Source organism: Thorsellia anophelis DSM 18579 (genome assembly GCF_900111395.1).
GTDB classification, from domain to species: Bacteria; Pseudomonadota; Gammaproteobacteria; order Enterobacterales; family Thorselliaceae; genus Thorsellia; species Thorsellia anophelis.
The window spans coordinates 1-21,171 of sequence record NZ_FOHV01000010.1; the positions used below are offsets into that span (position 1 = coordinate 1).

Consider the following 21,171-nt stretch of genomic DNA (forward strand, 5'->3'; position numbering starts at 1 on the left):
AGCTATGCAACTTTGATGACTTGGATAAGACGTAGACTCAGGGCAGTTCAACTTAAAAGTTGGAAAAAGCCAAGCAGGCTTCACCGACGATTAAGACAGCTTGGGTACAAAGGTACATTCAAATTTATCAAGATGAATAGCTGGAGGAACGCTTGTAGTCCGCTAGCACATTATGCAATGCCCAATAAATGGTTTGAAGAACTCAAACTATATGACTTAACAACATTGCATAAGTAAAGAACGTCTAACAAAAACGTTAGATATTTATTGGTATGAGCCGTATACGAGGTCCGTACGTACGGTTCTGTGAGAGGGATAAGACGGTAACGTCTTACCCTACTCGATAATTTAGTTGAGAATAAAAAATGATGCAAGTCAAAAAAATATGTTTGCTAACTCTAATTTTTATAACTACTCTAGCTCATGCAGCTAAACCAGTTGTTGTATCAAAAAAAATGTATGGGGATGAATGGCCATTTAAACGCCAAGAAATGATGTTAGAATGTAGACAAGGCTCACAGCTTTTTGCAATTAGCGAAGGTACACTAGCCCGCTATGCATTAAATAGCGAAGCTTACGAGGCGACTAAAAATTTAAAAACATTTATCCCTCTAGAAGATGCATTAAAAGAGAGTCCATTAAATCCAAATTCTAAAATGGATTATTCGAATATTGTGAAAAAAGCTCAAACATTATGCGAATAATAACGTTGTTAAATATAAATGACTAAAATTTGAATGCAAAAAAGGTTAACCACTAAATAACCAACTAAATTGAATGAAGATAATTAAAATAATTACAAAAAATTCTCCCTACGAACGATATAATAACAAATGAAGTGATATACTATGTGCATGACAGATTATGTAAGTTTAAAATACGAAATTGAAGCATATTTTGAAACTGAATCAAATCCGCTAATTGTTTTGGCTAATAGTGCAGCTGTATTAAATGAATATCTTGATGATATAAACTGGGTCGGATTTTACTTAGCAAATAATGCAAAAGAGATATTAACCCTAGGACCTTTTCAAGGTAAGGTTGCCTGTACGCGTATCGAAAAGGGAAAAGGTGTATGCGGTACAGCATGGCTAACTGAGCAGGTGCAACGCGTAGATAATGTTCATGAGTTTGACGGGCACATAGCATGTGATAGTCAAAGTCAATCTGAAATTGTATTGCCCTTGATGATAGAAACATCAAGCGGGGTAAAATGTATTGGTGTATTGGATATTGATAGCCCTTCTTTAGCTAGATTTGCTATTGAAGATGAAAAAAGGCTTACTGAAATTGCTGAGGTGATATGTATTGCTCTCAGTCGTACGAAAATTGAAAATTTATTAAGTATTTTAGATTAATTAAGGATATTTTAGGATTATTATGCAAAGCAATTCTTTAGTGACTTCTGTAGAAGTAGAAAATGAAATTAATAAAACTCTCAGTATAAATGATGCAGAGCATCTTGTGAAAGAATCTGTAGTGAATCAAAAAGAGAAGTTTGCGAAAAAAATTGAGATTAATAAATCAATTATCGCCTATTTATCAAAGAAATTTCCTAATTGTTTTGCGCTTGAGGGAGAAATTAAACCACTTAAATTAGGTATTTTTCAAGATATAATTGAAGATGAAGCTGTTGCTGCAGAGTTTAGCAAAACGAATTTAAGAGCAGCTCTACGTTATTATACTATGAGTTGGAAGTATTTAGCAGCAGTAAAAGAAGGGGTGAATCGAGTTAACCTACTTGGTGAAGCATCTGGAATAGTTGATGAAAAGCAGTCAGAACACGCAAAAAATCAACTTGAAGAAGCAAAATCAAAGGTAAAAGCGCGGCAGGATGCAAATAGAAAAACATCTAGAAATAAAACAGCTCACCCAAAAAGAGATGCCGCGAAAGGGCAATTTAAACAGTCTTCTAAACCCAATTCAAAAAGTAAGTCTCACTCACCTAAGATTAAAGCTGTACAAAACCAAGCAACAGAAGCTAATAACCCAGAGAAAGTTTTAAATACTAATAAGGGTAATTCTTCAAAGGTACTCTCAATTAATGAAATCAAAATTGGCAAACTGGTTAATGTACTCATTGGGCAGTCATATGCAAAAGCTGAAGTAGTCGAAATTACTAAAGATAATGTGAGAGTGACTTTACCTACCGGAATAACATTAACGGTAAAACATGAACATTTAACTGAGTAAATGTTCACACATATAAAACCGGTATTAGTTTGCTTGTCAAACAATTCAATTCCAAGGGAGATATTTAGTGAAGAGTAAAAGTTTGCTCCACTCGGGCGTTCAGCTTGTTATGCGAGTTTTTGTTGTTTTTCTGCTTATTTTTCAGATGAATAATGCAAGTGCTGATGAAATTAAAATTAATTCAGTTGCTGATCTACCAATATTAACGCAAGATAATCAACATAAAACTGTCAGTGAGCGAGTAATAGGAATATTATCAAAATCCCACTATAAACAGTTTAATATGGATAGTGCTTTTTCTCGTAAAGTCTTCAATCGCTATTTGGAAATATTAGATTTTAATAAGACGCTTTTTTTACAATCAGATGTCGATCAATTTGATTTAGGTGCTGATAGTTTTACCTTCGATTTTAAGAACGGTAATTTGACAACTGCATACGATTTATACAATTTATCCCAAAAAAGACGCTATGAACGATTTCAATTCGCTTTAGAGGTTTTAAAAAATCCTTTGAATTTTGAAGGTGATGATGAGATAAATCTATCCAGAACTGATGAGAAATGGGCAACAAGTTCAACTGAATTAGATGTCTATTGGAGAGCAAAAGTTAAGTACGATGCATTGAGCTTAAAACTTGCTGGTAAAACAGATGATGAAATTATTGAAGCTTTGAATAAACGATACCAAAGCGCAATAAAGCGCCTTGCTCAAACAAATAGCGAAGATGTATTTCAATTGGCTATGACTGCGTTTGCAAGAGAAATTGATCCTCATACAAGTTATTTATCCCCACGAAATACAGAGCAGTTTAACTCTGAAATGTCATTATCTTTAGAAGGTATCGGTGCAGTATTACAAATTGAAGACGATTATACCAAAATCAATTCACTTGTCCCTGGTGGTCCTGCTGCTAAAACTAAAGCGATTGGTGTAGGAGATAGGATTGTTGGGGTTGCCCAAGGTGATGGTGAAATGGAAGACGTTATAGGTTGGCGTCTTGATGATGTAGTGGATAAAATTAAAGGTAAGAAAGGCACTAAAGTAAGATTGCAAATTTTACCTGAGGGAACAACAAGTAAAACTACAGAAGTAAGCATTATCCGTGAGAAAATTAGATTAGAGGATAGAGCAGCTAAACTCACTATCAAAGAAGTGAGTAATCATAAAGTTGCTGTTATTGATATTCCAGGTTTTTACGTTGGTTTGACTGATGATGTCAAAGTGCTATTACAAACAATGAGTAAAGATAACATTGATAAACTTGTCATTGATTTAAGAAGTAATGGAGGCGGTGCGCTTACAGAAGCTATTTCATTATCTGGCTTGTTTATTAATAGTGGTCCTGTTGTTCAAGTAAGAGATAGCAATAATCGTATCCGTCAAGATAATGATGAAGATGATACTATCTATTTTAATGGTCCATTAGTTGTTTTAGTGGATAGATATAGTGCTTCTGCGTCTGAAATTTTCGCGGCAGCAATGCAAGATTATGGCAGAGCTTTAATTGTTGGTGAACCTACTTTTGGTAAAGGTACAGTTCAGCAACATAGACCTTTAAGTCGTTTGTATGATGGTATGATTGGATCTGATTGGCCAGATCTTGGTTCAATTCAGTATACAATACAAAAATTTTATAGGATTGATGGTGGTAGTACTCAATTAAAAGGTGTGACACCTGATGTTATGATGCCTACCGGGCCTGATGCGGCAGAACAAGGTGAAACAAAAGAAGATAACGCTTTGCCTTGGGATAGTATCAAACCTGCAAAATATGATAGATTAGCAAATATTAGTAAAATTTTGCCAGATATTATTAAAGCGTATGAAGCAAGAATTAATCAAGATCGTGAATTCGGATATATTTTTAAAGATATTGAAAAATATCGTGAAAATAAAGATAAAAAGACAATCTCGCTTAATTATGATAAGAGAAAGGCTGAAGATAATGATTTTGATGTTAATCGCTTAGAAAGAATTAATGCAAGATTTAAAGCTGAAGGTAAACCTACTCTTGATTCACTTGAAGATTTACCTAAGGATTATGAGGGGCCAGATCCATACTTAGATGAAACGGTTAATATCATGCTTGATTTTGCAAAGTTTGCAGAATCACACGTATCGGAATAATGATACATTGAAGGCAAATATAGCTATAATGGATAGGCATTGAATATATAAAAAAACCGCTGCATTAAAACAGCGGTTTTTTTGTAGGTCAAATTTAATTTATCGAATCGTGACCCACATAGCACCTTTACCTACCTTGTAACGCTCAAGTTCAGTTAATTCACCCGTAACTTCGTTTATTTTGTGCACAGTAATAAAGTCTGATTTTTGACCGGTTGCAATTAGATACTTGCTAGATTTATCTATACCAAAACCTCTTGGTTGCTCTTCTGTTTTAAAGTGTCCAATAGTGGCCTTAATCGAACCGTCAGCATTTAGCTTAAATGCGCTTATCAAGCTGCTTGTTCGTTCACTACAATAAAGAAATTCATTATTGGGTGTGATGTGAATATCCGCAGACCAGCAAGTTAAGTTGAAATCATCAGGTACAGCCGTAAATGTTTGGATTATCTTAGCGGTTTTATCTTTGTGTGGTAATTCAATAACATCAATTGTACTATTCAACTCATTAATACAATACGCTAGTTTACCATTTTTATGAAAAGCCATATGCCTTGGACCAGCACCTGTTTGAGTTGAAATTTTATCGCTATGTTCATAAACTGAGCCATCATGATTTAATGTAAATATGCGAATAGCATCTTCTTTAAGTGCTGGAATCATTAATAATTGATTGCTATTATTCATGTTTGCAGAGTGTGGGGCTTGTAGACCTTCTATATTATGGATAGGTTCACCAATAACACCAGATGGTAATATTGGACTAATACTAGTACAATTAAAACTATAAGAAGCAGAGAAAAAATACTCACCTTTATGACAGGTAGAGACATGAGTTGGGCTGCCAGTAAGACTTGCTGTACCAGCATGTGATAATTTACCTGTTTCATTTTCTATTTTATAACTCAGTACTCTAAAATCTGGACGAACGCCTACGTATAAAAAATCGCCATTTGGAGAAATGGTCATTGGTTGAACTTGTCCAGGAACGCTAACAATTTGAATTGAAGTTAACGTGCCATTTTCTTGAAGTTCAAAAACATGGATTTCTTGGCTGTCAGGACAAGCGATATATATATATTGATTCATTGAATTCTCCTATGATAAATATAATGGTAGCATATCAAAAAAATACTAGAAAAAGGAAAGACTATGTCAACTACAAAAATAAACGCACCGATTGATGTAATGTTAGCATCATTAACCCCTGAAATTTATGACAGACTATTGACAGCAGTTGAAACTGGTAAGTGGGCAGATGGCATTGCGTTAACAGAAGAGCAAAAGGCCAATACACTCCAGTTAGTAATGCTTTGGCAAGCTAAGCATAATCATAACGCCGAACATATGTCTATCAATACAGAGGGTGAAATGGTTATTGAATCAAAGCAAACATTAAGAAAAAAATTTGCTGGTGAAACGATTAATATCATAACGAAAGATGAATCTTAACTAACAATAAAGCCTAATATTCTCTTAGTGGAATGTTAGGCTTTTATTTTTGCAACAATAGCATGAAAAACGTTAATCTAGATAGTCAAAAGCCAAAATTACTTTTCTGACACCCGCAGTATTTCGAGCTATTTCAGCTGCAGAATTAGCCCCTTTTTGAGTTACAAGCCCAAGTAAAAATACTTCACCATTTTCCGTATTGATTTTTATATTTGAAGATTTAACATCACTACTTGTCAGTAGTTGAGAACGGACTTTCGTTGTAATCCAAGTATCATTTGCAGCGACATCTAACCCAATTGGTGTGCCAATTCTAATGCCGTTATGTACTCTAGTTACACCCTCAACACCTTCTGCAATTTGCTTCGCTCTATTTTGTAATTCAGGTGAAGGGGCCTGGCCGGCTAGTACCACAACACCTTTAAACGCAGTTGCAGAGACTCTAGTTTCAGCACGCATTTGCTCATCTTGATTAATCGCTGATTCAACTCTAAGCTCAAGCGTGCCATCATTTACTTGTGTACCAACACTACGAGGATCAGTTGCAGCTTTTGTTGCAACAACTGCGCCACCAGCGACAGCAGCGATACAGCCTTGTAAAAAAATAGTAGAACTTACAACAAACGCTATAAGCGCAAAACGAGCATTGAACATTGTGGTTATTGTTTTACATGTCATGATTATTTCCTATTTTAAGTCCAACTTGACAAAGCATTGATTACAATTTTTGAAGTTCAGTATAGCTGATAAGTTAATGAAGCAAATTAGTCAATCATTATACAGGATTTAGAAAAATTGAAGACTAAGTTTGTGAATTTTCTTTATGCTTTAACTTACTTAATACAAAAGTAACTAAATAATTTGGTGTGTATCTTTAACTTATTTTAAGTTGCCGTGGTTATTGTATTTACTCCCAACCATTTATTTTTGAATCAGATAGACAATGTTAATAATTGCATTTTGATTTCTATATCAGTGATATGCTAGCTGTTTTCAAAATTAAACAGCGTTTTATCAACCATTTCAGCCAGTAAATTAATGATGAAATGATGAAGCTCATTTATCCTTGCTGTTCGTTCACTCAGTATCCTAATTTCAACGTCTGTTGTACTGAGTAAGCCTGCGATATCCCCTCCATCAGCCCCAGTCAATGCTATAATGAACATATCCCTCGTGACTGCGGTTTCTATCGCCTGTATAGTCGGTTTGCAAAAACCATTAGGAGAAATAACCAGCAGGGTATCATTAGGTTGCCCAAGTACTTTAACTTGTTTAGCATACATGCTATCAAGTTCACCTTCTTCATATGGTTGGCTTAACCAAATATGATCAGAGCCTAATGCAAAAGCCGGCAGGCTTGGGCGATGTGTTTCAAATTTATGGATCATATGCATGGTAAAAAGTTGTGCTAAGCCAGAGCTTATTCCAGTACCACAGCATAAAATTCGATTGCCATTGATAAGTGTTTCGACAATACGCTCAACTGCTTTTATTATATCTGGGGTTAAGTTTTCGACACACGCAATTTGAGTTTGGATATTTTCTGTAAAAATAGAACGGATTTTTTCTTGCACCTTAACCTCGTTTGCTACAGTGTAATAAGTCACTAAAGATGGATTATTAATAGTATTAATCTACTAGCATTATACATTAAGAATGCTGATATTGTAGCTTCATATCAAAAGATATCATGTTAAAGTAAATTTATAAAACGTGTATCTACGGAATAAATTAAAAAATAAAGTATAGAAATAAATCTGTATGAGGTTATTGGTGTAATATACAAATTAGTCGGAGAGGGTGATAGAGACTAATTAATCAGTCTCATTTTACTGCATTGTTGCACTAATGATCCAACAATCAAATGATTTTATCCTGTGATTAAACGGCTTTAAAAGAAGGTAGTTATGTATGTATTTCACTGATGAGAATAATTGAAAAATTGCTTGAGAAGTATAGCCGATTAAATCCTTCGATTATTCGTAAATTACAAGAATAATTAGTCTTGCAGTAGTAGGCTTATCGTATTAATAAAATTGCTAATAGCGTAATAAAGAGCTTTGAACCTTATTGGTGGATATTTGGAATTAAATTGAATATGAAAAAACCATTAAAAATAGCTGAAAAGTATTTCAAAGTGTATATAATAGGGTTTGTTGAATTAGTTTGACTGCAAAGTGATCAGTTAGTTTATCTTTTTAATTAAGTTATTGATTTTATGGAGTTAGTTATGTTAAAATTAAACACCGCAACACCGCAACACCGCAACTAAGCCCTTATTGTGCCTATTAATTACCTCATTATCTTTTAACCTCAGTTTATCTTCAAATTATCTTCAAGCTGCGCCCACAACTTATGGTTACTCACTTCCAATGCCTAATCGATTCTGGAAAGATACGCCACAGATACCTACAGCACCAAAAGGAATTGGGAATACTATCCAGCAAAATACGGCTGCTAATAATCCCGATATTTTTTGTGAATCCCAAGGAAAGGGATACCGCTTACCTAGCGTACATGAATATGAAACTGATGCTATCAATACAACTAATCCAGGCTATCCTCGATCGCCTCAGTCACCTGGACATTGGTCTGCTTACATAAACAATGATGTCAAAGATACACGTAAAACGAATATTGCAACACGGTCTGTTAGCGGTGCAATTTCAAACGAATGGGGAGACTTAACTAAATATAATGGCTGGAATGATACCGCCGGACTTACCCCAAATTATTGGACGACTGAAACTTCACATTACCAGGGATACAATTATGGCAATAATATTTGGGATATTGGTTATGGCCGTATATATTTTAATGTACAGAGCATGATTGGTTATGGAACACGCGGTACTCGTTATAATCTGTATACTAATCCTTTTGACATTCCTACTCCTAATGCTACTGATCTAGGGCTGGTCGCTTGCATCAGAGATTTAGTTCCTACACCTGCAACTCCAGTCCCTGGTAAATCATAATCATTTTTATTCATTACTTGTGCGTTGATGTTTTGAACGCACATAATTCATATTATTAATCTATCCTATTTCAAAATTCATTTTTTACTTCAATTTATTACAATTTCTGAATAGCATTAATAGATGACGATAAATCACAAGCAGGTGGTTTTCTACTGTTTTTCTCCGAAACTAGCAATGTCTTATTACTAACCTTTTGAATATCTGTGTGTTATGATTGAACAATAGATATCGATCAAAATAAGACATCTAAATCTATTATCGGACTGAGTTTTATCATCACTATTTTAAGTATTTATACTAGAGCCTATCATTTCAGATAAAAAGGTTCTTAGCTTTTCACACAATTAGTTAATTTCAGGTGGAACTGTTAGTGCTGTCAGCGTTATACTTTTCTCATGACAAGTTATATAAATTTTAAAATCATTAGCATAAGTAACTTGGCTCTACAACATACTTGCACCATTAGGTTAAAAAGAAGAATAGCGGTATTTGACTAAATTTAATCTAATGTCACGCCTAGCAAAAGTTTTGATTTAGATTGATTTAAGTGAAATACAATTAATCGTGTCAGGGAGATGCTGTAAATTCATTCGCATGCTAGGTGATAATATGCTGCAAATAATGTGTTATAAACATTAATTATTATTAATTTGATAATCTTAATCTATCTAGCTTATAGTAAGTAGAAGAGTAAACCATTGAATTGTCACAATTGACTAAATTAAACCATCAAGCATAAATCGAGTTATAAGGTCTATATGGAACGTTTTCTAAGGATTAAGCTGGATATCAAATTAGAATTTTCTATATTAGTTAAATGCTTATGCTTTTTATTATTGCTAGGTGTATTTTATTTTTCTATTAATCCAGTTTTGCAGGCAGTTGAAATTGAACAGAATGTCAAAGAAGAGTGTTTTGAAAGTCAAACAAGGTGTGAGCAGATATCAAATTGGATAGCTAATAAAAAAGCTCAATCTCAACAGGTTGTTAATTTTTTTGCTTGGGGAGGGGATCCGAATATAAATGCATATTTACAATGGGTTGCAGGAGAGTTATATCAACAATACGGCATCACGTTTAATCATATTAAAATAGCAAGCACCACTGAAGCGGTAACACTTATCACTGCTGAGGGAGTTAAACCTAACTCTAAACCAAGCGGGAGTGTGGATCTTATTTGGATTAATGGTAAAAATTTTTCGTTACTGCAAGGTGCTAACTTATTGCAAGGCGGATGGGTATCGCAATTACCGAACTATCAATGGTTAAATAGTCGTAATAGACCCTATCTTTTAAAAGATTTTGGTTTGGATACACAAGGCTATGAAATGCCTTGGGGTCAAGCTAATCTTGTTTTTTTCTATAATGCAAAACACATAAATAACGATGATCTTCCTGATACACCAGACTCTCTTTTAGCGTTCTCAAAAAAATATAAAGGCAGATTTGCGTATCCTAGACCAACAGATTTTGTAGGCGTGTCATTTTTAAAGCAAACCCTTTCGCAGCTTAAACCTTTAGAAAATGGCTTTCATGAACCAGTTAACCCAGACACTTTTGAAACGCTAACCAAACCACTTTGGGATTATTTAGGGCAGCTTCATCCTTATCTCTATCAAGAGGGGCAATATTTTGCAAATTCTAATACAGCACTATTAAGGTTGTTTGATGATGAATTAATTTTACTTGGCGTGACTTTTAGTCCAAATAGTATTTTAGGCTCTAAATTACGATTTGATTTGCCATCTAGTGTTGGATTGCATGCTATGAAATCAGGGAGCTTGAGTAATGTGCACTTTTTAGCAATACCGGCCTTCGCTGCTAATCCTGATGCAGCGCAAATAACAGCTAATTTTTTACTATCACCAAAAGCTCAGGCAAAAAAAGCCGATATTAATGGGTGGGGTGACCAAACAGTATTAGATGTTAATTTTTTTAATACAGAGATAGGTCAATTGTTTAATAACAATCCTGCGTCGATATTAACAGTTGATAAGCATTTAGAAGAATTTCACCCAAGCTGGGATAGTGCACTTATTGACGCATGGCAAATACGATTTGGTCAGCACTCTTTTGTGGATACACCCAAGGATGAATAGCATACTTAAAAAATTGTCTCTAACCTATCAGTGGTGCTTGTTAGGAATCACGCTTTGTTTAATTATTCCACTATTAATTGCGTTACTTGCAATTATATTAGGTGCGTTTGGTATCCCTTCATTTAACCAAGTTGCTTCAGGCAATCTTATTGCTGTTAGTGAACTTATTGTGCAAGATAGATTTTGGCAAAGCACATGGCAAACAATTAAAACTGGCATCCTCAGCACATTTACCGCATTTTTGTTATGCATGTTTTTTGTGGTGACTTCGCACGCTAAAAGAAGATTTTGGCCAATTAATATCTTAGCTGGGCTAATCTTTATTATGCCACATGCAATGTTTGCAATATTGGTACATACAGTATTATCACCTGCGGGATTGTTTGCTAAAACAGTGATTAATATTTTCCAAATACAAGTGAGTTTACCCTCAAGTGAATTTCTATTGGTTAATGATTCTGCTTCATTGACATATAGTATCGCGCTAGGTATCAAAGAGTTCCCATTTTTATGGTTTATAGTGGTTGGATATCTATATACTCATTCATTTGAGCAGCAGATTAAAAGCGCGATGACGCTTGGTTATCCGCATAATACGATTATGGTACGAATGATATTACCTCAGCTCTACAAAGTTATCAGGCTACCTTTAATTTGCGTTTTAATTTATTCAATGAGCCACGTAGAAATGGCTCAATTACTCGGGCCATCTAATCCAGAGCCTATCGCGCTATTCATGCTTGAAGCATTTAATGAACCGTCAATACTAAAAAGGCAGCAAGCATTTTTTATGGCAATTTGGTTATTAGTTTTAGTGCTAGTTGTACTGATTGTGTTGAAATTCGCAGAAAGACTTAGTGCTATGCTAATTAGAAGTCAAGTTACTCAAGGTAAAAGAACCCACTATTATTGTTTTATTAGTTATGTTAGTCATGCCATATATTGGTTTTTATTAATCTTATTTGTAATTGGATTAGTTGAACTTTGTATATTAAGTATTGCTAAGTATTGGACTTTCCCAGAAGTGCTGCCTGAGGGGATAACGTTACAACATTGGCATATGGTATTAGCCACGAGTGCTAAACCTATTGTTAATACATTAGGCATGGGTGTGGTATCAGCTATGATCTCTGTCTGTATTGTCTTAATGTTTTTAGCTGGAATGTTTGATATGACAGTCAATAGAGCATTTAGGATGGTTCAACAAAAAGCACCTCATATAATGAGTACTATATTGACACTTCCGCTCGTTTTACCCGTAATTGGATTCCTGTTTGGGATAATATGGTTTATCAGAGGAGTGGGGCTCACTTTGAGTATGCCTATGGTGATCGCAGTTCACTGTATTTATATCATCCCTTATGCCTATTTTACCATGGCAAGGTCTTATCAAATATTTGATAATCGATATATTCATGTCGCATCAAGTTTAGGTATTCATCCAATTAAAAGTTATTTTAAGTTTAAAATTAGAATGTTAAGCCCCGTGATTGCTTTAGTGTTTTTTTTCTCATTGCTCATAAGCTTTAGTCAATACCTTCCAACTCTTTTAATCGGTGCAGGGCATATTGAAACGCTGACAACACAAACAGTTATTCTAGCTCAAGGGGGCAGCAAACGTCTATTAGCCGTCACCGTTATGTTACAATTTTTAATTTCAATCAGTATTTTATTGTTAAGTTGTTTGGTTATTTATCGATATCATAGCAAACGCTTAGTTTTAAATCGCTCGGATTAGCTAGAACTAAAGAGCGCGTTTAAATTACATTATAAACTGCAATCCCACATCAATTAGGAGATCGTTTTCGAAAAAGTCTATGCTGAAAATAAATCAGGTAAATATTGTTAAACGAACATCACCCGATACTGCGTTTCTTACGCTCGATGTGACGATTAATCCAGGAGAAATAGTGACTTTAATGGGGCCTTCTGGCAGTGGAAAGTCAACTTTACTGAATTATATCCTTGGACATTTACCGCCGGCTTTTATCGCCTCTGGTGCTATTGAACTGAATGGTTTAGATATCACCGATAAATCACCGTATTTGCGTAAAATAGGAATTTTGTATCAAACTGGTTTACTGTTTCCACACTTAACAGTTTTTGAGAATGTTGCTTTAGGATTAAGTGAAACGGTTTCGAAATCTGAACGAATAGCCCGCATATCAGAATTACTCGATAAAGTTGGCTTATTGCACTGCATGAATCGTATGCCTGAGACTTTATCTGGCGGTGAATATATTCGGGTAGCTTTGGTCAGAACTTTGGCATCTAATCCGAAGGCGCTTTTATTAGATGAGCCATTTAGTAAATTAGATGAACAACGTCGTGAAGAGGTGCGCGCATGGGTTTTTGATTATGCGCTTATTCATCAAATTCCTGTGCTATTAGTCACTCATGATAAGCAAGATGCTATAGCTGCCGCATCTCGTATTATTGAAATTAATGCTACAAATACCCCATAATTAGCTAATAAATAGAGCGGTATGTATTGACTTGCCATTGAAGACTTTTACACAGTCAATAAATAATTTCGAATTGAAATTTGCACCTAGATTGTGGCAAGATAGGGTATAGTAAGAAAAAAGACGTGTTGGGTGGGAATATCTTAGCCAATTCATTTAAAACATAGGTAAAGGAGTAATATATGCCAAGTATCAATATAGGGATCAGTGAAGATAACCGTAAGAAAATAGCAGATGGATTGAGTCATTTATTAGCAGATAGCTTTACGCTATATTTAATCACGCATAATTTTCACTGGAATGTGACAGGACCTCATTTTAATTCGTTGCATACGATGTTTATGGCACAATATACCGAGCAGTGGAATGCTTTAGATGTGATTGCTGAACGTATTCGTTCACTCGGTTTCCCTGCTCCTGGAAGCTATACTGAATATGCACAGTTAAGTTCGATTAAAGAAGTAACAAATGTGCCAAACGCAAATCAAATGGTACAAATATTAGTAGAGGCACAAGAGGCTACAGCAAGAACAGCACGTAATTTATTTGATATTGTCAATGATGCCAATGATCAGCCAACAGCAGATTTGTTAACCCAACGATTAGATGTCCATGAAAAAACAGCTTGGATGTTAAGAAGTTTACTTGCCTAATCAACCTCTAAGTTGATTAAGTAGTATGTAGGTTGAATTATTTATATTTAGTACACATCAAGATGTGTTAAATGTTATATCAAATGATACGTTCATGATGTTTAACCATGAACGTATTACATTTGAATAACCCAAAGTTAATAGATGGGAGTAGGGCTATTTTAGCTTAAAGGTAGCAACTGCTTTTGTGAGTGACATTGCTTGCTCTTCAATCGCTCTAGTTGAATTGGCGAGCTGGTTGACAAGTCCGCTATTTTTCTGTGTGACGTTATCCATTTCATTTACAGCTTGTGAAACTAACTGTATTCCTCTGCTCTGTTCATCTGATGCTGAAGATATGGAACCAATAATTTCATTCACTTCATTGGCAGATTTAACTATATCTTGCATAGTTTCTCCTGATGTCGTTACTAGCTGTGAACCTAATTCGACTCGTTCTAACGCATCAGCGATAAGTTGCTTAATTTCCCTTGCTGCTTGTGCAGAGCGCTGAGCAAGATTTCTGACTTCTCCTGCAACTACTGCAAACCCGCGACCTTGTTCGCCTGCTCTAGCAGCCTCTACTGCTGCATTTAAAGCTAAAATATTTGTCTGAAAAGCAATGCTATCGATTACATTAGTAATTGCCCCTATCTTATTAGAGCTTTCAGAAATATCATGCATAGTATTAACTACTGTAGTGGAGACTTCGCCACCTTTTTGAGCTGCATGTGCAGTGTTATTCGCTAAGATTGAGGCATTTTTCGCATTATCAGCATTTAATTTTACTGTAGCAGTAATTTCTTCCATTGACGCTGCTGTTTCTTCTAAAGATGAGGCTTGCTGCTCTGTTCTAGCAGATAAATCGTCATTGCCTGAAGCAAGTCTTTCAATCCCCTCAACAATTGAATGGGTTGTTTCACGTACAAGTCCTACAGTGTGTATTAGACTAGATTGCATTTTACCGAAGTAATCAAATAATTGACCAATTTCATTTTTACCTAGATGCGGGATTGTGCTAGTTAAATCACCATCTGTGATATGTTGAAAATGAGTTAATAAAAGGGTAAGTGGTCTTGTCATTGCTTGCCGTAACCATATAAGAACCGCTGTTACTAAACAAAATACAATTATAAGCTCTATGATAAGTTGTATTGAGGCTATTTTAGCTTCATGAGTATTCTCGGTATTTTTTAGTTCTATTGTATTTTGGATATGATTAGCAAAGGTAGCGATTGCATCATCTAATTGAATTTGTATTGGTTCAACATCATAGGTTAAGTAACCATTTTTCCCTTCTTTTTCAAGTGCACTAAGTTGATTTCTTAATGCATCAATTAGTTTTTGAGAATGAGTAACGATTGGTTTTTCTAATTCAGCTGCTTTTTCAGAAGTTAGTGGTAATTTAAAAAATTCTTCAAATAGATTTTGTGCTAAATCTAAGTCCTCTTTTGCAGAAACCATTAACTCATTAGCCTGATCTGTTCTATAAACAAGAGTCATGACAACTGTTTTATTGCTTTCAATGCGCGCTCGTAATAAAGCTTCTTTAGCATTAGCTAGATATTCTCTTTGTGTATTTAAAGAAACGATTTCATCAAAATCTCTAGCGGCATCTTTAGCACGATAAAATCCAAGCCCAGAACTAATGACTTGTAGCAGGGTAAATATAATAAAGATACCAATCAAACTAGTTGATATTTTCATATTATTGAACATGATGAATTTCCTTAATCTGAGTCTTTATAGATGAATTATTGCATTAGCAATACATGTAATAAAATGTTAATAAAAGTATTATGCGATTAAAATCAAGAAAATAATAGTTTTTTTACATTTTATTTTACTATAGATCAATTAATTAAATTTTCAATCAGTGATGGTTATCTCGGCTTAAAATGTAAGGTCAGGGGGATAACTTAATACAAGAATAAAGCTAAAGAATGAAGGGGAACCTACCTAATGCTTAAAGGATTAGGTAGGTTAAGTATGCTAGGTATTCTACAGTTTAAAGACAGAAACGGCTTTTGAAAGGGATGATGCTTGCTGCTCTAATATTCTTGCAGAAGAAGCAAGTTCGTTAACCAATGAGCTATTTTGCTGTGTCACGCTATCCATCTGATGAACTGCTTGGGATACAAGTTCAATTCCACGACTTTGCTCTTCTGATGCTGAGGATATTTCACCTATGATATCATTCACCTGAGAAGCGGAACTGACGATTTCATCCATCGTACTTCCTGAATTTTTAACTAAATTAGATCCTGTATTCACACGCTCTAATGCGTCTTCAATTAATTGTTTAATTTCTCTAGCAGCTTGAGCTGAACGCTGTGCAAGATTTCTAACCTCACCTGCAACAACTGCAAATCCTCTACCTTGCTCTCCAGCACGCGCAGCTTCAACGGCAGCATTTAGTGCTAAAATATTTGTTTGGAAAGCAATGCCATCAATCACATTTGTGATAGCGCCGATTTTTTGTGAACTATCAGAAATATCTTGCATCGTTGTAACAACTGTTGAGGTAATTTCACCGCCACGTTTTGCAGTTAAAGCAGTATCATTAGCAACAACTGACGCATTTTTAGCGTTATCAGCATTTAATCTTACCGTTGAAGTCAGTTGTTCCATACTTGCAGCAGTTTCTTCAAGTGAAGCCGCTTGCTGTTCTGTTCTTGCAGAAAGATCATCATTACCAGCAGCAAGACGTTCAACACCTGCAACCATAACATGGGTTGTTTCTCTTACGGCACTGACTGTATTAATTAATGATTGTTGCATTTTTTGGAAATAATTATAAAGCTGTCCAATTTCATTTCGTCCAAGGTTCGGAATACTATCGGTTAGATCACCATCTGTAATGTGTTGAAAGTGATTAAGTAAATTTTGAACAGGATTATTAATATATTTTTGTAACCAAATCATAGCCATAATCACAATGGTTATCACTAGGATTAATTCAGCAATAAGTTGAACAGTTGCAATTGTTACTTCATGCGTATTTTCATTTTTCTTTTGTTCAACTAAAGAGTGTATGTGATTAGAGAAAGTTTCAATTGCTTGATCTAATTTGATTTGAACCTCTTCAACATCATAACGAAGATAACCTTCTTCTCCTTCACTTTTTAATGCATGAAGCTGTTGCTCAAGTAGACTAATTAGCTCAGCATGGTATATTTTAATAGGCTCTTCAAGTTGTATTCCTTTTTCTGATGTTAATTTTAACTCAAAAAAATGATTAAACTCTTTTTTAGCAATCCCTAAATCTTTTTCTGAAGCAGCAAGAAGTATGGCAGCTTCCTTATCGTTATCTATTAGAGACATAATTACGGTTTTATTGCTTTCAATTCTGGCTCTTAAAAGCGCTTCTTTAGCGCCAGAAAGATATTCTCTTTGCAAATTAAGTTGAACAACATCATCAAAATCTAAAGCTGCAACTTTAGCTCGGTAAAAACCAAGGCTACTGCTGCCAACTTGTAAAAGTGCAAAAATAATAAAAATAGTAATGAGACTTGTTGCGATGCGTATATTTTGAAACATATCATTCCCTTTTTGTGTAAATCATCAGTAAATACATATTTTTAGTGATAAAAATTATCAATACAATGATGTGAAAATGGTTAGGCAAATAAATTGCCTAACCATCAGTAAAGTGCTATTTTTAATAGGTTTTATTAATTAATCGTAAGAACTGTCTAATTTAAATACTGCAACAGCTTTAGTTAGCTCAATTGATTGAGTTTCAAGTGTCCTAGCTGAGCTAGCCAACTCGTGTACTAAGGTACTGTTTTGCTGAGTAACTTGATCCATTTGATTTACTGCTTGTGAAACAAGATCTATTCCTCTACTTTGTTCATCAGATGCAGAAGAGATCTCACCCATAATATCAGTTACTTTTGATACAGACTGAACGATTTCATTCATTGTGTCGCCTGCTTTTTCAACTAGATGAGAACCTGCTGATACGCGTTCAATTGATTCATCAATTAACTGTTTGATTTCACGAGCAGCTTGCGCACTTCTTTGTGCAAGATTTCTGACTTCCCCTGCCACTACAGCAAAACCACGACCTTGTTCTCCAGCGCGAGCAGCTTCTACTGCAGCATTAAGAGCAAGTATATTTGTTTGGAATGCAATCCCGTCAATTACATTTGTAATTGCACCAATTTTTTGTGAGCTTTCTGAAATATCACGCATTGTGACAACTACTGTTTGAGTGATCTCTCCTCCTTTAGTCGCTGTAGCTGAAGTTTCTAAAGCCAAAGTAGAGGCTGACCTTGCATTATCTGCATTCAGTCTAACTGTTGCGGTTAGTTCCTCCATGGAAGCGGCTGTTTCTTCTAATGAAGCCGCTTGCTCTTCGGTTCTTGCAGATAAATCGTCATTACCAGAAGCCATTTTCTCAACACCAGACACCATCACATGTGTTGAGTCCCGTACAATTTTGACTGTGTTAATAAGATAATCTTGCATGCGGCCAAAGAACTCAAATAACTTACCAATTTCATTAGTCCCATCAAAGCTCGTTCTATGACTCAGATCACCCTCAGCAATAAATTTAAAATGTTTAAGCAGTAATTCTAATGGGTCTTTGATAGCACGCTGTACCCAAATAAAAGCTACAATAGCTACTGTTAGTGCAATTAAAAATTCAACTAAGATTTGAATTATCGCATTACGCTTTGCAACAACACTCTCTTCATTTTTAATTTGGATTAAGTTCTGTATATGATTACCATAAGCTGCTAGGTGTCCTTCGAGTTCTTTTTGCAGTTTTGAAGCACTATAACTGAGATATAACTCAACATCCTTTTGCCTGAGTGCTTGTAATTGTTTGCTTAATATTTGAAGCATTTCATTTGAGGATTTTTCAATAGGAGCTGTTAATGCTTGTCCTTTTGCTGATAATCTATCAGTAGTAATAAAAGCATTAAAAGTATTGTTCGATTCTGTGATTGCTTTTTCAGCTTCTACAATTAAATTATCAAATTCTTCTAATTTACCAGTGGAAATTCGTAATGCCACTCGATTCGTCTCTATACGTGCATGTAGCATAGCTGACCACGATGCATTTAGCATATCGAATTGAGTATTCAATGTTTCGACTTCATTGAAATCTTTGTCTGTTTTATCAGCGCGGATATATCCAAATGCACTACTGATGATTTGAAGCACAACAAAAATAGCGATGACTGCTATCAATCCTAGTGATATTTTAACTCGATTAAACATAGGTTAACCCTTACAATAAATAATTCAGTGTTTGCTGGTGACAAATTAAGTAAATTTAACCGGATTAATATCAAATTAAGACGGTTATGGGTATTATAGGAAGAATGCAAATAATTTGATATACATAATTTCACATTTACACACATTTATTTAATTTAATTTTCTAATGTAGATGATTTAATATACTTATGTGTCTGCAAGTAATTGAGATAAATGTAATTTATTAATAGAGAGGCTAATGTCAAAATGGAACAAAAAACGATTATAACAAATTATCAGCTGCAAAAAGTTATCAATGAAAAGCTTAACATTGTTAACTTTAATGATTACGCGCCAAATGGACTACAAGTTGAAGGGGCATCAGAGGTACGTAGAATTGTGACGGGCGTTACTGCTAGCGAAGCATTAATTGATAAAGCCATTGAGCTTAATGCTGATACACTCTTAGTCCATCACGGTTATTTTTGGAAAGGTGAAAATCCCATAATAACAGGAATGAAAAAAAATCGTTTAGCTAAATTAATTAAAAATGATATTAATCTACTTGCCTATCATTTGCCGCTTGATGCACATGAAGAAATAGGCAATAACGTTCAATTAGCGAATAGGTTTGGAATTGAAATTCTAGGGGAAATTTGCCCGTTAGTGCTTCATGGTAAATTCGATCATCCTCTTTCATGGCAGGATTTAAGTGAAAGAATTGATAATGCCTTAGAGCGAAAGCCGCTTCATTCAGGTGGTAATGTTGCAAAATTAATCCAAACTGTTGCATGGTGTACAGGCGGAGGGCAGGGGTTCATAGAACAAGCTGCTGAATTTGGAGTCGACGCATTTATTTCAGGTGAGGTGTCAGAAAAAACAATACACATCGCTAGAGAAATGGGGTTGCATTTCTTTGCAGCAGGACATCACGCTACTGAAAGATATGGGATTAAAGCACTTGGTGAGTGGTTAGAGCAAAATTATTCATTAGAAGTGATTTTTGTAGATATTGACAATCCAGCCTAATTTTAAAAGGCATTTTTGTGGGCTATTAATAGTGACCTTTTATTCTAATATTAATAGCTACTTAAAGCTTATAATTGCAAAAACATAACATGATTATCAACTTATTGATTATATTTATATGCCATGTTAAGTTTTTTTATTTGGCTGGGGTACCAGGATTCGAACCTGGGATGACGGGATCAAAACCCGCTGCCTTACCGCTTGGCTATACCCCAAACTTGATAACTAGGTTAATTATTCTAACTAACTTTGTTATTGATGGATTATTTAGATGTGATTTGGCTTTTATAAATATTGTGGCTGGGGTACCAGGATTCGAACCTGGGATGACGGGATCAAAACCCGCTGCCTTACCGCTTGGCTATACCCCAATCAATATTTTACAAATAAAAAAAGATAACTTGAGGTTATCTTTTAGTGGTGCGGGAGGCGAGACTTGAACTCGCACACCTTGCGGCGCTAGAACCTAAATCTAGTGCGTCTACCAATTTCGCCACTCCCGCACAAATGGTGGCTACGACGGGAATCGAACCTGTGACCCCAACATTATGAGTGTTGTGCTCTAACCAGCTGAGCTACGTAGCCATTTTGCTAAAGTTCGTTTCCGACTTAACGGGGCGCATTATGCTGATATCTTCTGGTATCGTCAACTACTTTTTTAATTAAATCTTAAAAAAACAGCTCGACTGATTGTCTAATATACAAAATGACTGTTTATTGTTCTTTTTCGATGATTTTAATAAACAGAAATCATAAATATCTCTCTTAAAAAAACGTCTCATGAATGGTTATAGATATCCGCATAATCATATTAGGAATTAACTGAGAAATGCTTAATTAGAAACTGTTCCGTAATCAAATGAAAAAACTGATTTTACGCACTTGTTACAATCCTTGGTTAGAATAAGGATTTCATGACTCGAATACGCCTTGTTTTATTTATGCTTAAAAAAATAAAGTAGCAACTTATTTATTATTCAA

Annotated in this window: 17 protein-coding genes, 4 tRNA genes and 1 pseudogene; 12 read left to right on the top strand and 10 right to left on the bottom strand. The window is 35.0% G+C overall.

What is annotated here, in order from left to right:
• From BMW37_RS07495 to prc, 5 genes and pseudogenes are all read left to right on the top strand, one after another.
• Nucleotides 1-237: pseudogene (locus tag BMW37_RS07495) on the top strand (hypothetical protein); the annotation flags it as partial.
• Between the two features lie 128 nt (nucleotides 238-365).
• Nucleotides 366-704: a DUF2511 domain-containing protein gene (locus tag BMW37_RS07500; RefSeq protein ID WP_093319246.1), complete on the top strand. Its 339-nt coding sequence runs from the start codon at nucleotides 366-368 to the stop codon at nucleotides 702-704.
• A 150-nt stretch (nucleotides 705-854) separates the two neighbouring features.
• On the top strand, nucleotides 855-1,358 hold the full coding sequence (locus tag BMW37_RS07505; protein ID WP_093319460.1) for a GAF domain-containing protein: 504 nt from the start codon (nucleotides 855-857) through the stop codon (nucleotides 1,356-1,358).
• A 22-nt stretch (nucleotides 1,359-1,380) separates the two neighbouring features.
• Complete coding sequence (proQ, locus tag BMW37_RS07510; protein ID WP_093319249.1) at nucleotides 1,381-2,193, top strand: RNA chaperone ProQ; 813 nt, start codon at nucleotides 1,381-1,383, stop codon at nucleotides 2,191-2,193.
• 109 nt (nucleotides 2,194-2,302) lie between these two features.
• On the top strand, nucleotides 2,303-4,321 hold the full coding sequence (gene prc, locus BMW37_RS07515; protein WP_093319462.1) for a carboxy terminal-processing peptidase: 2,019 nt from the start codon (nucleotides 2,303-2,305) through the stop codon (nucleotides 4,319-4,321).
• Between the two features lie 99 nt (nucleotides 4,322-4,420).
• Here prc and pgl read toward each other — a convergent pair whose 3' ends face one another.
• On the bottom strand, nucleotides 4,421-5,410 hold the full coding sequence (gene pgl, locus BMW37_RS07520) for a 6-phosphogluconolactonase (protein WP_093319251.1): 990 nt from the start codon (nucleotides 5,408-5,410) through the stop codon (nucleotides 4,421-4,423).
• A 63-nt stretch (nucleotides 5,411-5,473) separates the two neighbouring features.
• Between pgl and BMW37_RS07525 the strand changes: the two genes are divergently transcribed.
• Nucleotides 5,474-5,773, top strand: coding sequence for a YeaC family protein (locus tag BMW37_RS07525; protein ID WP_093319253.1), 300 nt, complete (start codon nucleotides 5,474-5,476; stop codon nucleotides 5,771-5,773).
• Between the two features lie 72 nt (nucleotides 5,774-5,845).
• On the opposite strand, the gene dolP is transcribed toward BMW37_RS07525, so the two are convergent.
• The gene (dolP, locus tag BMW37_RS07530) at nucleotides 5,846-6,451 is read right to left on the bottom strand and encodes a division/outer membrane stress-associated lipid-binding lipoprotein (RefSeq protein WP_245711039.1); all 606 of its coding nucleotides are present in this window, start codon (nucleotides 6,449-6,451) and stop codon (nucleotides 5,846-5,848) included.
• 305 nt (nucleotides 6,452-6,756) lie between these two features.
• Complete coding sequence (locus BMW37_RS07535; RefSeq protein ID WP_093319256.1) at nucleotides 6,757-7,347, bottom strand: SIS domain-containing protein; 591 nt, start codon at nucleotides 7,345-7,347, stop codon at nucleotides 6,757-6,759.
• A 798-nt stretch (nucleotides 7,348-8,145) separates the two neighbouring features.
• On the opposite strand from BMW37_RS07535, the gene BMW37_RS07540 reads away from it, so the two are divergent.
• The 5 genes from BMW37_RS07540 to BMW37_RS07560 all read left to right on the top strand — a co-directional run bounded on the left by BMW37_RS07540 (nucleotide 8,146) and on the right by BMW37_RS07560 (nucleotide 13,971).
• Nucleotides 8,146-8,751, top strand: coding sequence for a hypothetical protein (locus tag BMW37_RS07540; RefSeq protein WP_093319259.1), 606 nt, complete (start codon nucleotides 8,146-8,148; stop codon nucleotides 8,749-8,751).
• A gap of 761 nt (nucleotides 8,752-9,512) precedes the next feature.
• Nucleotides 9,513-10,853 (top strand): ABC transporter substrate-binding protein, encoded by a 1,341-nt coding sequence (locus BMW37_RS07545; protein ID WP_093319262.1) that lies wholly within the window; start codon nucleotides 9,513-9,515, stop codon nucleotides 10,851-10,853.
• The gene (locus tag BMW37_RS07550) at nucleotides 10,846-12,591 is read left to right on the top strand and encodes an ABC transporter permease subunit (protein WP_093319264.1); all 1,746 of its coding nucleotides are present in this window, start codon (nucleotides 10,846-10,848) and stop codon (nucleotides 12,589-12,591) included. Before BMW37_RS07545 ends, BMW37_RS07550 begins: the two co-directional genes overlap by 8 nt.
• Before the next feature lie 79 nt (nucleotides 12,592-12,670).
• On the top strand, nucleotides 12,671-13,318 hold the full coding sequence (locus BMW37_RS07555; RefSeq protein ID WP_093319267.1) for an ATP-binding cassette domain-containing protein: 648 nt from the start codon (nucleotides 12,671-12,673) through the stop codon (nucleotides 13,316-13,318).
• A gap of 182 nt (nucleotides 13,319-13,500) precedes the next feature.
• Nucleotides 13,501-13,971 (top strand): Dps family protein, encoded by a 471-nt coding sequence (locus BMW37_RS07560; protein ID WP_093319269.1) that lies wholly within the window; start codon nucleotides 13,501-13,503, stop codon nucleotides 13,969-13,971.
• A 156-nt stretch (nucleotides 13,972-14,127) separates the two neighbouring features.
• Here the strand turns inward: BMW37_RS07560 and BMW37_RS15725 are convergent, their stop codons facing one another.
• The 3 genes from BMW37_RS15725 to BMW37_RS15735 form a co-directional block, all read right to left on the bottom strand.
• Nucleotides 14,128-15,669 (bottom strand): methyl-accepting chemotaxis protein, encoded by a 1,542-nt coding sequence (locus BMW37_RS15725; protein WP_093319272.1) that lies wholly within the window; start codon nucleotides 15,667-15,669, stop codon nucleotides 14,128-14,130.
• 282 nt (nucleotides 15,670-15,951) lie between these two features.
• Nucleotides 15,952-17,490 carry a methyl-accepting chemotaxis protein gene (locus BMW37_RS15730; RefSeq protein ID WP_093319275.1) on the bottom strand — a complete coding sequence of 513 codons (1,539 nt, stop codon included), beginning with the start codon at nucleotides 17,488-17,490 and terminating at the stop codon, nucleotides 15,952-15,954.
• Nucleotides 17,491-17,628: 138 nt separating this feature from the next.
• Complete coding sequence (locus BMW37_RS15735) at nucleotides 17,629-19,182, bottom strand: methyl-accepting chemotaxis protein (protein WP_093319277.1); 1,554 nt, start codon at nucleotides 19,180-19,182, stop codon at nucleotides 17,629-17,631.
• A gap of 264 nt (nucleotides 19,183-19,446) precedes the next feature.
• On the opposite strand from BMW37_RS15735, the gene BMW37_RS07580 reads away from it, so the two are divergent.
• Nucleotides 19,447-20,190, top strand: a complete 744-nt coding sequence (locus tag BMW37_RS07580) for a Nif3-like dinuclear metal center hexameric protein (RefSeq protein WP_093319467.1) — start codon at nucleotides 19,447-19,449, stop codon at nucleotides 20,188-20,190.
• Between the two features lie 141 nt (nucleotides 20,191-20,331).
• Here BMW37_RS07580 and BMW37_RS07585 read toward each other — a convergent pair.
• The 4 genes from BMW37_RS07585 to BMW37_RS07600 form a co-directional block, all read right to left on the bottom strand.
• Nucleotides 20,332-20,405, bottom strand: a tRNA-Gln gene (locus tag BMW37_RS07585).
• Nucleotides 20,406-20,487: 82 nt separating this feature from the next.
• Nucleotides 20,488-20,561, bottom strand: a tRNA-Gln gene (locus tag BMW37_RS07590).
• A gap of 47 nt (nucleotides 20,562-20,608) precedes the next feature.
• A tRNA-Leu gene (locus BMW37_RS07595) sits at nucleotides 20,609-20,693 on the bottom strand.
• A 5-nt stretch (nucleotides 20,694-20,698) separates the two neighbouring features.
• A tRNA-Met gene (locus BMW37_RS07600) sits at nucleotides 20,699-20,775 on the bottom strand.
• Nucleotides 20,776-21,171: the final 396 nt, after the last annotated feature.